Here is a 13,060-nt window from a genome sequence, read left to right as displayed (position 1 = left end):
CGCCCCTCCTTTTACTGTTCATTGTTCGCTATTTCCTATACCAGAGACTTCAACTCGGCATTCAACCACGCTGCTTCCACGGCTGCTCTCGAGTCGTTCTTCATATCACCCGGTCTGCTGGCTTTACCGATAATGTACCCTTCAAAAGGGAGGCCAACATAATCAAATGTATATTTCAATTGTTGAATTAGGGGTAATGCTTTAATTCTCGGATTGTCTCCCCCAACAGTAATAACATATGCCTTTTTCTTAGCGAGAATAGCCTTCAAATCGTAATCAGGTGCTCGTAAGCTTTGTGACCAGCGGTCGATGAAATTTTTTAAAATTCCAGAAATCCCATACCAATATACCGGAGTGGTGAAAATAAGAACGTCATGTTCTAATACTTGTCTTATAATCCCATCATAATCGTCATCTACTGCATCAAAACCACCTTCATCATGCCTTTGATCGTGAATCGGTAATATCGTCTTATCGCGAAGTTTAATTTCCGTATGAGGAATCCCTTCAAGAACAAGTTTCGCTAGTTCCTCGGTATTCCCATCCTCTCTTGTGCTGCCGTGTAAAATTGCAATACTCATGTACCGCACTTCCCTTCTTATTGTGATCTTATGTTGATCCATCCGATGAAACAGCTTCCCTATTGTTATACTACGATTTAGCCATTTTATGCCAGCCCAGACTTCTTGACTAGGAACTTCCTCGACCAAAGTCCAGTCTACAAACGGTCTGCAGGCCGTTATCAGGCGCCACGAATCCCGTTAGAATAAAGACATGAACAACGGACAAATACAATTACCTTCGCCATAAAATCATAAAAGGAAAGTGAGTGGTTAGTATATGAAAAGGTTATATCGATCTGTGACAGATAAACAAGTCAGTGGATTATGCGCAGGGGTGGCTCAGTGGCTTGGAATAGATCCTACAGTAGTACGGCTAGTTGCAGTAGTAGCAGTATTGTTCAGTTTCGGTACTGTAGTTGCCTTGTACCTGCTCGGTAGTATCATCGTGCCCAAAGAGCCAACCTACGGTTTCGGACCTAATGACCAATTCTCAAGTTATTAAATTCTAATTATCCTAAAGGAGCGAATAAAATGAACCTATTCGACAGATTATCTAATTTAACCAAAGCTACGATCCATGAAGTATTGAACAAAGTAGAAGATCCCGTAATGATGACAGGACAATATTTACGTAACCTGGAGGGAGATATCGCTGCAGCAGAAAACATGCTCAAAGAACAGAAGATGACGGCTAGTATTCTGAAAAGAAAGAATTCTGAGGCAGAAGCAACATCGAAAAAATTCGAGTTAGATGCCTTGGCAGCACTAGAAGCGGGAGACGAAGATCGTGCCCGTCAAGCTGCTGTAGCTAAGATCAACTATGAGGAGCAAGCCGCACAGTTTGCAACTGAAGCGGAAGAAGCTAGAGGCCGAGTAATTGAGTTAGAAATTCGCCTGAAAGAAGGCAAAGAGGAATACGATCGTCTGAAAGAGAAGCAAAACGAATTAGCGGAAAGAGCACGTAAAGCGAAGGAACGTGCACAAGCTGAACGTCCTAACTTCAGCCGCGGCATAGAAAGTGGCGATGCAGCTAAAGGATTTCAACGAATGGAAGAAAAAATTCTAGCTTGGGAAGCTGGTGCTGAGGTCTCTGGCCATCAATACTCGCCTAGCGAGAGTATTAATTCTACTCCAGCAGTAGATGACTCCGCAGTCCGCGATGAAATCCAGCGTTTGAAGAACAAATTGTCCTCGAAATAAATCTTAGATCTGTAGAATCAGATCATTTACCAGGCAATTTTTTAGAGCTATAAGAAGAGCCCAGGATGTAAGTATCCTGGGCTCTTCCATTGCATCTGTATTGAAGTTAATTATTTAGTCTCTTTGCTTGCTTTGAAGATTTCACCGATAGCTCCTAAGCTACCCAGCGTCTCGATCGCATTCGAAGGAATAAATACTTTATTTGCAGGTCCTTTAGCGATATCACCCAATGCCTCAAAGGAACGATAAGCCAAAATTTGCTCATTCAATCCAGCGCTTGCCAAGAACTCAATCCGTGCCTTCTCAGCCTCGGCTACTGATCTAATAGCAGCTGCTTCCCCGAGTGCTTCCAATTCTTGAGCTTGACGTAAACCTTCTGCTTCACGAATACGAGCTTCCTTATCCCCTTCCGCCTTGAGGATCTTACTTTGCTTATCCCCTTCTGCGCGCAGAATCATATCCTGCTTAGCAGCTTCAGCTTCCAGAACGATAGCACGCTTGCTACGCTCAGCTTTCATTTGTTTGTCCATCGACTCTTGAATATCTAAAGGTGGTTTAATATCAATAACTTCAACCCGCTCAATTCTTACGCCCCACTTCTCAGTGGCCTCATCCAGGGCAACCCGGATTTCAGTTGAGATTTTCTCACGGCCGGACAATGTTTCATCCAGTTCCAGCTTACCGATAATTTGACGCATTGTAGCTGTTGAAATGTTTCTAACACCATATACATAATCGGAGATACCATAAGTAGCTTGTTCAGGACCTACGACTTGATAGAAAATAATCGTATCGATCTGTACTTGAACGTTATCTTTCGTAATTACGGTTTGTGGTGGTACATTAGCTTGTTGAATCCGTAGATCATGATTAACACGTACTTGATCGATAACCGGAATCAGAATGTTAAGACCCGGCGTTAGTAAACGGTGAAATTTACCTAGTCGTTCTACGACACCTACCCGCTGCTGTGGTACTACTTTGACTGTAAGTGAGATAAATACAACTACTACTAGAAGAACGACGACTATAATTGCCCATTCCATTAAATAATTTCCTCCCATCTTTCCACTTCGATAATGGTACTGCTTCGTTCCAGCACGCGCACCCGTTCATCCTTACGTAGAGTCTGTGTTGAGATGGCGCTCCAGGTATCTCCCCCAACCTTCACAATACCATACTGGCCTTGCTCGATCGGTTCGACCACTACTCCTTGCTTTCCTACTAATTCGGTCCCAGTATCCTGAAATCCTTTTGAAGCACGAAGCTTTTTGACAATTGGCTTTGTAAAAAAAGTCAAACCCAAAGCAACCAAACAACCAACCAACACCTGCAACAGGAATCCCTCTGGAGTAATGAGTGCGATAATCGCTGCGACCGCAGCACCTAGACTCAACCAGAGAAGATAGAAAGTTAGCGTCATCATTTCAAACACCAACAGAACTCCTGCGGCAATTAACCAAACTACCCATGCATCCATCTAGTAGATGCACCACCTTTCCGCATTATACTAATAGTATACGGGTATCTGAGTAAAAAGTATCAATAAATGAAAGTTTTGTATCTAAAAAATTATTCGGAACACTAAAAATCAGGACTTTTTTAGGTCTTCATTGTCAAAATAAGCCATGAAATTCTATTTTATTCGCAATTAGCACATCAGATCATTATCCTAAAATGGACTAATTCCTGATACTTGATCTCGTCCGATCAGATCTATTCTCTCCCAACGGCGCGATTTCCATCGACGCCTTAACAGGAACGTTTTAATCCATTCATCAGCTATAAAGGCAATATACACTCCCACCATTCCAAATCCGAAATACACTCCGAGCACATAGGATAGTGAAACACTGACAATCCATACAGACGATACGCTAATATATACGGGAACCTTCACGTCACCTGCTGCACGCAGTGCATTGATCAGGATCAGATTACCTGACCTCCCCGATTCCAATAATACCGCTAGCCATAATAGTTGCATCGCCTGACTAATGATTACTTCATTATTCGTAAATAACGAAATCAAAAAACTGGAGCTTAAAGCAATCAGTAAAGCTGAACCAGCTGACAACATTGCAGCAGCTCTAACATATATCTTGCCTCTCCTGTAAGCATCATCAAACAACTTGGCACCAACGTATCGACCAATCAAAATTTCCGTTGCCAGTGCGAGGGAGATGGTGAAGAGGTTGTTGAACATCCCGATATTCTGAGCATAAATTTTAGCTGATAGTGCCTGGGTACCTAAAAGAGCAATAAAAGAAGTAATACAAATTTGGGCCAAAGTCGAAAAAAAACTCTCCCCCGCTGTTGGAATTCCAATTTTAAATAACGCTGAAGCATGAGTTCGAATTGTTGCCCCTCGCAATTCCCGCGGCTTCCAAGTGAAATCCGTTTTTATCCTCAGCAAGATAAGCAGGAGAACTAAACCGATCAATCGGGAGAGCACTGTGGACATGGCTACACCTGTAATCCCAGAGAACGGCGCTCCGAACGACCCATATAAAACCGCATAATTGCCACCCAAATGAATCACATTAATTCCAAGAGCTACGTACATCGTCAAACGAGTCAATCCATAACTACGGATAATGGTCGACAAAGTTAACCGCACAGCCTCAATGAACACAAAACCACCAGTAATCAATAAATAAGTTGTGGCATCTGGAGCTAATTCTTCTGGAATGTTCATGAGACGGAATACAAATTTTCCACCACCTAGTAGCAGTCCACTCACTAGAATCCCAAATAACATATTTAAAACAATGGCTACGGAAGCCACTTCTGTCGCAGATTTCTCCCTGCCTGCCCCTAAATTCTGGGCAATAATAATACTCGTACCCGCTGACACAACATTAAACATTAAGTTTATAAAAAATAAAATTTGATTCGCTACCCCCACTGAAGCCACTGCCTGATCTGAATAATGACTAAGCATGAAAGTATCGATGTTGCCCATAAGCATACCCAAGAGCATTTCAATAAATATGGGCCAAGTCAGTGCAAACATCGATAAGTTACTACCCGTATTCTTCACCCAAACTCCCCCTTCATTGACAAAAAAATGAGAAGTAGATATAATCTCCCCATATTAACTTATACGTATAAGTATAAGAACTTAATCGAATAAGTAAAGAGGAGGAATCGTATGAAATCAAGTTTTGTTACTTTCGAAAATCTGAATTCAAAATTTCTGCAAAGCAGTAGGGATATCATTATTTATTTACCCCCTTCTTATGAGAGCTCACTTAATAAACAATATCCTGTTCTTTATGTACACGACGGTCAGCATGCATTTCAAGGAGACCTACAAGGTGGATCATGGGATCTACACATTGCAGCAGACCACTTAATCAGCGAAGGAATGATGCAGGAGATCATAATTGTCGCTATATCTTCCGTTTCTCATTTGAGGGTAACAGAGTATTTTCACTATAATCAGGATGTAGAAGAGCGCTACCATTATAAATGTGCCGGAGAGCTCTATGAACGTTTTATAGTTGAGGAACTTAAACCTTTGATTGATATTCGGTTTAGAACATTGTCAGATCAACAAAATACCGCGATGTTAGGGTCTTCTGCTGGCGGGTTAGTTTCCTATCATATTGGATTTCGTCGTCCAGATGTGTTTGGAAAAATCGGAATTCTCTCGCCATTTTTTGTCCAAACCGAGTTGGTGTCACTTGAATCTGGAGATCAGGACATGATTGAAACAAAAAATTATACAGAATTTGATGAAAAGCCTACTCCACCCATTAAAGTTTGGATGGATATGGGCGGCGCAGAAGGAACACTCATGGTTAAACATGTCCGTTCAGTTGCGGATCAATTCATTGATATTGGATTCACCCCAGGATCAGATTTCGTGTTCTTGCTTGATCCAGAAGCAAGCCATACTCAGGAGGAGTGGGCAAAGCGAATATATTCCGTTTTCTTATACTTCTTTGGTGATATAGGAACTCCGCAATGTATAGATATTGTTGGCAGAACAACCATTGGACTAAATGAACGACATTTACGATTATATCCCACCGTCACCTATGATTCCGGCTTCAAAATGAGTTTATTGCATGCTGATTATTCGATAGATCAACCTGATATTGTGTCAATTTTATCGGATGGTACCTTAACCCCGAATAGGGAGGGTTTAACGAACTTATCTGTTTCTTTTGAGAATCTAAAAGCTAGTACAAATATCGAGATCGTACAACATATTTCAGAGGCTGTTGAACTAGTCATTACTGTAGAGGTGCCGGATAGCACACCAACTGATACAGATATTCATGCTGGCATAAAACTTCAAAAAGTACGCGATGGCTTGTATGAAGGAAGATTCATATTGCCACGTGATCTTACCTTTGATATTAAGGTATCCAAAAAATTCGGGAGTCATGAGAAAAGAAAAGAGAGTCGTAGATTCTCAACTACAAATAATCAACATTTGAAATTCATTGTCGAGGAGTGGGAAGAATGAATCAGTCCAATCTCACAGGTCGAATCCTTCATGTTGGCCCCATAAAGTCAGAATATCTACAAAACGAACGTGGAATTACAGTCTATCTTCCGCCTAGCTATGATACTCAAAGTAATAAAGGTTATCCGGTTCTGTATTTACATGATGGACAAGGCCTATTCGAGCCCAATCCTTTCTCCGGAAGTTCTTGGAGGATTCATGAGACAACGGACAGATTGGTCTCACAAGGACTTATGAAAGAAATCATTATTGTGGGTATACATAATCGAGGCTCTGAACGACTTCATGAATATACTCATTCTTTAGATGAACTCGGGATTCAAGGAGCACCCGATATCGAGACTCGCGGAGAATTGTATGAACGATTTATTATTGATGAACTGAAACCTTATATTGATAACACCTTTTCAACGATACCAGGTAGAGAACATACGGCGTTAATGGGCTCCTCTTTAGGAGGGTTAGTAACTTATAACATCGGCCTTCGTAATCCTGAAATCTTTTCCAAGCTCGCAATTCTCTCTCCATTTTTCATTCGACTCAATTTAAACAGCTTACAAGAAGTAATCTTCTATAAACGCTATCCTGAAGTTGATAAGGCTAACTTATCCCTTTGGATTGATATCGGGGAAAACGAGTCGAATATTCTCGTTCAGCATGTTCGTAAAGTAGTAGACCAGCTCATTGATGATGGCTTCGTTCCTGGTCAAAACCTCATGTATTACGAAGTTCCAAATGGGGCCCATACTGAGAGGGACTGGGCACAACGTGTGCATGCTCCATTGCTTTATTTCTTCGGAACTATCGGCCATCCCGTATCAAATCATCTATATGGTAGGAAGGAACTAGGTTTGACCGGAATGGAAGTTAAGACAAATGCTGTTGTAACCTACGATAGTGGGTTTGTAATGACTGATCTATCCGGTATTTATCACGTTGACCACCATGATATTCTAGAGATTAAGCCAAACGGAACACTCATTCCACAACAAACTGGAAAAACTGAGGTGTCATATGCTTATGATGGCGCTGATTCTGTTGTCGGAAGATATAATATAATTCCCCATTTGAACGAGCAAGTCCAACTTTCTCTGTTAATTACAGTTCCTTATAAAATGCACTCAGTTGATACGCTATTCGTTGATAAGTTGGCGGTTCCGCGCCTATCTGATTGTAGTTATGGCGGGACATTTACACTGCCAAGGGACATCGGGATGCAATTCAGGATAAAAGTTCAGGATGGAAATCAAGAAACCTTCAGATCTCAGGATCCAAATTACTATCGTATTCTTAAAGTAGATCAGGATATGGCGGTTAAATATTTCGTAGAAGCTTGGGAAAATGACATCTCCACTTAGGTGCATCCTACATGGTTTGACAGGAAAAAACCGCGGTGATAGAGTTGGAGTGATATTTTACAATTCACAATGATTCATGGTTCATTCTGTCATCTGTCAATGGAGGCGACAAGTTGAGAAAGATCACAATGAAAGATATCGCACGTGAAGCCAATGTGTCTTCAGCAACAGTCAGTTATATTCTTAATCAAGTAAACAATCAAACCATTTCAGATGAAACACGTAACCGTGTTTTAGAAATAGCATCCAGATTAAATTATGTCCCTAACCTAACAGCAAGGTCACTTGTTAAAGGAAAAACCGGTCTGTTAGGTCTCTTATTAATGAGGAATTCAAACGACGGATTTTGGAGAAAATTATATTGGGGCATGTTAACTGAAAGATTAGAGTCGCTGTGTAAGGACAAGGGCTATCATTTACTCGTATCTTATATAGACACCAACAAACCGAGCCTAAATATTGTTTTAGAGCGTGAGTTGGATGGCGTTTTCCTTGTTGATGTTAATAGTGATGTATTCAATGACATATCCGTGCATTTTCAAATGGGTGTTCCGTTAATTGTGTTGGATAGCTATATTCAAGACCCCTTATTCTATAAGGTACTCATTGATTATGAAGAGGCCTTTTTTAAACTCAGAGAAATGGTTGGAGTAACATCGAAATCCTGGTTTTTGGTTACTGAAGCGTTTAATAATAAAGAGATGACTGAAAATATCATTCGCTCTTCACAGGTCCCAGCCGATTGTGTATATGTGCTCGATGCTGATAATATGGAAGGCTTGTCTTCTTTCCTTGAGCAACAACGTGGCAACATGGGGATCGTGACTAACGAATTTATTGGAACATTGGTAGCCAATGAAACCGTTCGATTGCAACTTGACGTGTTTGTCCTTTGTACTGGAGGATGTCCACATATACTCCCCCCAACAGTGCAACCGATTCATATGAATCCAACAGCAGATACTGCGGAACTTGCTTTTGAATTAATGCAACATCTTTTACATGCCCCCATACCTACTAATGTGGCTAATAGCATAGAGGATCCAGCTTCACATATAATATTTAGTAAGATGATGCGATAATCCTCCTCCTTTTTTCTCATTTAACTGGAGTAACTCGAGTACATTTAAGCATTCTCCATCTCTTTTGCATTAAAACGTAAAATCAGATGGAGAAACTTCATTTAAGTTGAACACGAGTCGATTTCAGTCATTTGAACTGGAGAAATCTCCTATCCTCACTTTAATCTCACTTCAATCTCACTTCATATCATTCAGTATTCAAACCAAAACAAGTGCTGCTATCTCCTAAAACTTTAGTTCCTTTTTCGATGTGCAAACGTTTGAATTATTTCGATGCCTGGGGTATGATGAGTTAATAAAGCGTTTACACTTGTAAGGAGGTCATTTATGAAATATCGAAATTGGTTTATCTCTTCAAGTCAGACATCCAGATGGACCCTACATGTAGCCTTAGTCACAACCCTATTCATAGTTCTACTGACAGGTTGTACTGGGGGCATTTCCAACACCTCTTCGAATGGAGCAAATGAGACAGAATCCCCCACAAATAATCTAAGCAATGATCCTAGCATACCTACGTTGACAACAACTTCCTTAGATACTCAGCCATCCACCGTTTATTATGAAATTTTCGTCCGCTCCTTTTATGACTCAGATGGTGATGGAATAGGTGATTTCAAAGGGCTTACGGAAAAGTTGGACTATCTGAACGATGGTAATCCAGATACAGACAATGATCTTGGTATCGGTGGGATATGGTTAATGCCTATTAACACTTCACCTAGCTATCACGGTTATGACGTCAGCAACTATCGGGAAGTCAATCCTGATTATGGTACAATGGAGGACTTCACAAATTTTATTAATGAAGCGCATAAACGGGGAATTAAGGTCATTATGGATTTAGTCGTCAATCATACAAGTAATGAAAATCCATGGTTCACCCAGTCCGCCAAGGACAAAAGTAGCAAGTACCGCAACTGGTATGTATGGGCCGAGGATTCCAATCGAAGCCTAGGTGGAACCAGTGCTGCTAGTACTGGTGATCCTTGGCACACTGTGGAGGGCAAAGATGGTCACTACCTCGGTATCTTCTGGGGAGGTATGCCAGATCTGAACTTCGACAATCAAGAAGTCCGGGATGAGATGAAAGATATAGGGAAGTTCTGGTTAGAAAAGGGGCTGGACGGCTTCCGAGTGGATGCAGCCAAACATATCTACGAGGATTTACTAACCGATAAAAGCCAAGAAACGACAGATAAGAATGTGGCTTGGTGGCAAGAGTTTCGCAGCGGTCTAGTGCAAAGTAATCCCAATACTTACCTCGTCAGTGAAGTATGGGATAAAGGAGCTGTGACGGTTGCCTCTTATCTCAATAAAGCGTTTGACTCCAGCTTCAATTTCAGCTTAGCTGAGACGATAATCCAGTCTGCTAAATCAGAACGAGACAACAACATTGGTTTTATTCTCGAACGTACCTATAAGCTATATGCTGAGAAGTCTGGTGGCGAATTCGTCGACGCAACATTTCTGACTAATCATGACTTAAACCGAGTAATGAGCCAATTAGAGGGGAACAAAGAACATGCTAAGATGGCGGCGAGCCTCCTGCTGACTCTCCCAGGAAATCCATTTATCTATTACGGAGAAGAGATTGGGATGCTTGGAGTAAAACCTGACGAAGGGATCCGCGAGCCAATGGTTTGGTTCACAGATGACAGTGCCGCTGGACAGGCGACTTGGCAGGCATCTATCAACAATCATGGCACAGCAAGATCTAGTGTGGAAGAACAATTATCTGATCCAGATTCTCTACTCTCCCATTATCGACAATTAATTCGTTGGAAAAGTTCTATACCCGCTCTAAGAGACGGGGGAATCCAAGAATACACGACCGATAATGCCAGTTTGGCAGCTTACATCCGTCAGAGTGATGAGGAAACGGTTCTTGTTGTTCATAACTTATCAGGTAAGGAACAAACGTTAGGATTAGCTCTGGACACAGATCTTGGCGAATTTAAGAGTATTTTGCAAGCCACGAAACCAGAGGCTACCCTTACTAGTAACACGTTAACTTTACCGGCTTATACCACTGTAATTCTCAAATAGTTACACTGCAACTCTCCTGTTGCTCAAGAACATAAAGGGGCTGTTCCCAGGTCGATAAAGACTTCTGGGAACAGCCCCTATTCACGTGTTTATATAAATCAAAATTGCTTATTACGCTGGAACATCTTTATCCGTCTCGATATGAAATGCATTTAAGGACTGATTTAGTGACTCAGCAAGCTCCTCTAAACGGTTGGATAGCGCAACAAGTTCTTCACTTACCTTATATTGATCTGAAGACATGGAGGCCACCTCTTCCGTTGAAGCATTACTCTGCTGGACTACTGAACTTACGTTCATGATGAATTCTCCCAGCGATACTTGAGAGGCCAACAGTTCATGAACCGAGGTAGAGGAGCTCTGAATATCTCCCACGAAATTCTCCATTTCCCCTGTCACGTTCTGAAAGATGGAACTCACCTCGTTCACCGAGTTTAATTGCTCATCAAACATAGGTGAAATACTTAGCAATACATTCACCGTATTCTGAATCGCTTCCTGAATTTCCTCTGTAATCATAGACACCGTCTGAATTGAATTGTTAGATTGAACAGCAAGTTTACGTATTTCCTCCGCAATGACCATGAATCCTTTGCCCGCTGCGCCCGCTCGTGCCGCTTCGATTGAAGCATTAAGCGACAGGATATTCGTCTGCTTGGTCATTTCCACCATGGGTGCTAATATGTTTCGGATTGAATAGGTGCTCTTACTGAGCTTGTCGGAATTTTCTTCAATTAATCCGGTCATACGTGTAACGGCTTCTGTTTTGCTGACTAACTGCTCCATATACTCTTTGCCCTGATAACTAACTTCAATAACACGTTCAACCGATTGATTCATCGTATCATTCATTTCAACTACTTTGTTCATTTGAGTGCCTATATCCTCTACAAGTTCAGTACCTCTCTCTGCTTCATTAGCTAAACTTGCTGCACCTTTGGCAATTTCTAATGTTGCTCCTGATATTTCCCCTGCGGTTTGAGATGTATCCTTCGATGCCTTTGCCAAATTCTCAGCTGTCGTTAGTAATTCCAGCGTCGAATGGTTCGTTCGATCTACCAGCAAAGAAATCTGTTCCAGCATCTTATTGAAACTATGTCCGAGTCGGCCAATTTCATCCCGCCCCTTAAAATGAGCACGCACCTTCAAGTTCCCGCGCTCCCCTTCTTCCATCAAACGACATAATTTCTCCAGTGGCTTGCCAATCATTCGGACCAAAGAATATCCAATAAGCAGTGCCACAATAATAGCAAGCAACAATACGATTAACATCACATAAATTAGCTTGTCCGCTGCACTGAGGAAGTCACTTTCAGGAGCATACCCTATAATGCGCCAATCCCCCGTTAGCAGTGGTTGATAAACCACCAATTGTTTAACACCTTGTTCATCTTCCCTGCTGAACGAGCTTTGTTCACTCTTCAACACACTGTCATCTAAACCAATAAATGACTCGGACTCCAATAGTTCAACATCGGGGGCATGAACGATCTTATTGTCCGCTGTCAGGATACGTACTTCTCCGGAATTACCAATCTTTAAATTGGATAATAAGCTTCCGAGCGATCTCTCCTTGATCTCTATTAACAGTATGTATTCCGCATCCGGGTTCTTCATGTTTCGTAACAGTCTACCCATGGTTACCGTTGGTTCCGTGTAGGCGTCGAAGAACCCCTTCGAAAGTGCGGGTAACCATACTGGTTCACCACTAGCATCAAGGACCGACTTCACCCTACTCTCAACAACCTCATCCGTGCGGATAGCAGCAATACCAGTAGACTTGTACGATTTAACATCTTCCATGCTCTTGCTGACAAGTCTCACAGCTAATAACCGATCATCGGACGCTCTCAAGGAATCCAATCTTTTATTAATCCGACTCTCAGCTTGATTCTTTGTTACAGTATCAACATTTTCCTTGTTCACGATCTCCAAATCACTCTTCAAGGTCTGATCTACAGCTAACTGTCTAGATATCGATTCATATTGTGTAAACAGGAAATCAAGCTTGTCCGCCGCCTGTTCAATCGCTTGACTCGATGCCATCCCAACCTGACCACGGATGATTTCTTTGGACATGACATACGAGCTTAACCCCAAAACCACTGACAACAATACAATCGCCCCAAATATAATAAAAAACAACTTCATTCCGACCGACTTAAATTGAATCCGACCCCAAAATTTCATAGTTTGCCTCCCCCTTCTAATGGGTAATTTCAGTAAGAAATATTCAAAGGGTTTTTATTGTGAAAAAATGGTATAGCCTCTCGCGAATGCTGAGACTATACCATTAGTGATTTTGCTCTTTATGATGGATCTACTTGG

At 41.6% G+C, this 13,060-nt stretch carries 11 protein-coding genes; 6 read left to right on the top strand and 5 right to left on the bottom strand.

The annotated features are described in order from the left end of the window. Window positions 1–35: 35 nt before the first annotated feature. Window positions 36–581, bottom strand: coding sequence for a flavodoxin family protein (locus NST85_RS02890; protein WP_307398051.1), 546 nt, complete (start codon window positions 579–581; stop codon window positions 36–38). Between the two features lie 259 nt (window positions 582–840). On the opposite strand from NST85_RS02890, the gene NST85_RS02885 reads away from it, so the two are divergent. Both NST85_RS02885 and NST85_RS02880 read left to right on the top strand, forming a co-directional pair. Next, window positions 841–1,065, top strand: coding sequence for a PspC domain-containing protein (locus tag NST85_RS02885; protein WP_127189988.1), 225 nt, complete (start codon window positions 841–843; stop codon window positions 1,063–1,065). Window positions 1,066–1,094: 29 nt separating this feature from the next. Further along, window positions 1,095–1,763, top strand: a complete 669-nt coding sequence (locus NST85_RS02880; RefSeq protein WP_127189987.1) for a PspA/IM30 family protein — start codon at window positions 1,095–1,097, stop codon at window positions 1,761–1,763. Between the two features lie 110 nt (window positions 1,764–1,873). On the opposite strand, the gene NST85_RS02875 is transcribed toward NST85_RS02880, so the two are convergent. The 3 genes from NST85_RS02875 to NST85_RS02865 all read right to left on the bottom strand — a co-directional run bounded on the left by NST85_RS02875 (window position 1,874) and on the right by NST85_RS02865 (window position 4,806). Then, the gene (locus tag NST85_RS02875; protein WP_127189986.1) at window positions 1,874–2,809 is read right to left on the bottom strand and encodes an SPFH domain-containing protein; all 936 of its coding nucleotides are present in this window, start codon (window positions 2,807–2,809) and stop codon (window positions 1,874–1,876) included. Then, the gene (locus NST85_RS02870) at window positions 2,809–3,243 is read right to left on the bottom strand and encodes an NfeD family protein (protein ID WP_127189985.1); all 435 of its coding nucleotides are present in this window, start codon (window positions 3,241–3,243) and stop codon (window positions 2,809–2,811) included. The genes NST85_RS02875 and NST85_RS02870 overlap by 1 nt, the downstream gene beginning before the upstream one ends. A 192-nt stretch (window positions 3,244–3,435) precedes the next feature. Further along, window positions 3,436–4,806, bottom strand: a complete 1,371-nt coding sequence (locus tag NST85_RS02865; RefSeq protein WP_246053927.1) for an MATE family efflux transporter — start codon at window positions 4,804–4,806, stop codon at window positions 3,436–3,438. A 111-nt stretch (window positions 4,807–4,917) separates the two neighbouring features. Here NST85_RS02865 and NST85_RS02860 point away from each other — a divergent pair, with 111 nt between their 5' ends. The 4 genes from NST85_RS02860 to NST85_RS02845 all read left to right on the top strand — a co-directional run bounded on the left by NST85_RS02860 (window position 4,918) and on the right by NST85_RS02845 (window position 10,732). Continuing rightward, window positions 4,918–6,243 (top strand): alpha/beta hydrolase, encoded by a 1,326-nt coding sequence (locus NST85_RS02860; RefSeq protein WP_127189984.1) that lies wholly within the window; start codon window positions 4,918–4,920, stop codon window positions 6,241–6,243. Next, a complete protein-coding gene (locus NST85_RS02855) occupies window positions 6,240–7,601 on the top strand; it encodes an alpha/beta hydrolase (protein ID WP_127189983.1) in 1,362 nt (453 codons plus the stop codon). The genes NST85_RS02860 and NST85_RS02855 overlap by 4 nt, the downstream gene beginning before the upstream one ends. Window positions 7,602–7,729: 128 nt before the next feature. Beyond that, the gene (locus tag NST85_RS02850) at window positions 7,730–8,683 is read left to right on the top strand and encodes a LacI family DNA-binding transcriptional regulator (RefSeq protein ID WP_341188497.1); all 954 of its coding nucleotides are present in this window, start codon (window positions 7,730–7,732) and stop codon (window positions 8,681–8,683) included. Between the two features lie 327 nt (window positions 8,684–9,010). Continuing rightward, complete coding sequence (locus tag NST85_RS02845; RefSeq protein ID WP_127189981.1) at window positions 9,011–10,732, top strand: alpha-amylase family glycosyl hydrolase; 1,722 nt, start codon at window positions 9,011–9,013, stop codon at window positions 10,730–10,732. 111 nt (window positions 10,733–10,843) lie between these two features. Here NST85_RS02845 and NST85_RS02840 read toward each other — a convergent pair whose 3' ends face one another. Beyond that, the gene (locus NST85_RS02840) at window positions 10,844–12,922 is read right to left on the bottom strand and encodes a methyl-accepting chemotaxis protein (protein WP_341188496.1); all 2,079 of its coding nucleotides are present in this window, start codon (window positions 12,920–12,922) and stop codon (window positions 10,844–10,846) included. Window positions 12,923–13,060 lie beyond the last annotated feature (138 nt).

Source organism: Paenibacillus sp. FSL K6-2524 (assembly GCF_038005525.1).
GTDB lineage: Bacteria > Bacillota > Bacilli > Paenibacillales > Paenibacillaceae > Fontibacillus > Fontibacillus anaericanus.
The sequence above is the reverse complement of the archived record's forward strand: the minus strand, read 5'-3'. Positions and strand labels throughout refer to the sequence as shown.

Excerpts from the sequence above, each read along its gene's own strand:
- NST85_RS02890 (WP_307398051.1), bottom strand. The coding sequence starts at position 581 with ATGAGTATTGCAATTTTACACGGCAGCACAAGAGAGGATGGGAATACC.
- NST85_RS02885 (WP_127189988.1), top strand. The coding sequence starts at position 841 with ATGAAAAGGTTATATCGATCTGTGACAGATAAACAAGTCAGTGGATTA.
- NST85_RS02880 (WP_127189987.1), top strand. The coding sequence starts at position 1,095 with ATGAACCTATTCGACAGATTATCTAATTTAACCAAAGCTACGATCCAT.
- NST85_RS02875 (WP_127189986.1), bottom strand. The coding sequence starts at position 2,809 with ATGGAATGGGCAATTATAGTCGTCGTTCTTCTAGTAGTAGTTGTATTT.
- NST85_RS02870 (WP_127189985.1), bottom strand. The coding sequence starts at position 3,243 with ATGGATGCATGGGTAGTTTGGTTAATTGCCGCAGGAGTTCTGTTGGTG.
- NST85_RS02860 (WP_127189984.1), top strand. The coding sequence starts at position 4,918 with ATGAAATCAAGTTTTGTTACTTTCGAAAATCTGAATTCAAAATTTCTG.
- NST85_RS02855 (WP_127189983.1), top strand. The coding sequence starts at position 6,240 with ATGAATCAGTCCAATCTCACAGGTCGAATCCTTCATGTTGGCCCCATA.
- NST85_RS02850 (WP_341188497.1), top strand. The coding sequence starts at position 7,730 with ATGAAAGATATCGCACGTGAAGCCAATGTGTCTTCAGCAACAGTCAGT.
- NST85_RS02845 (WP_127189981.1), top strand. The coding sequence starts at position 9,011 with ATGAAATATCGAAATTGGTTTATCTCTTCAAGTCAGACATCCAGATGG.
- NST85_RS02840 (WP_341188496.1), bottom strand. The coding sequence starts at position 12,922 with ATGAAATTTTGGGGTCGGATTCAATTTAAGTCGGTCGGAATGAAGTTG.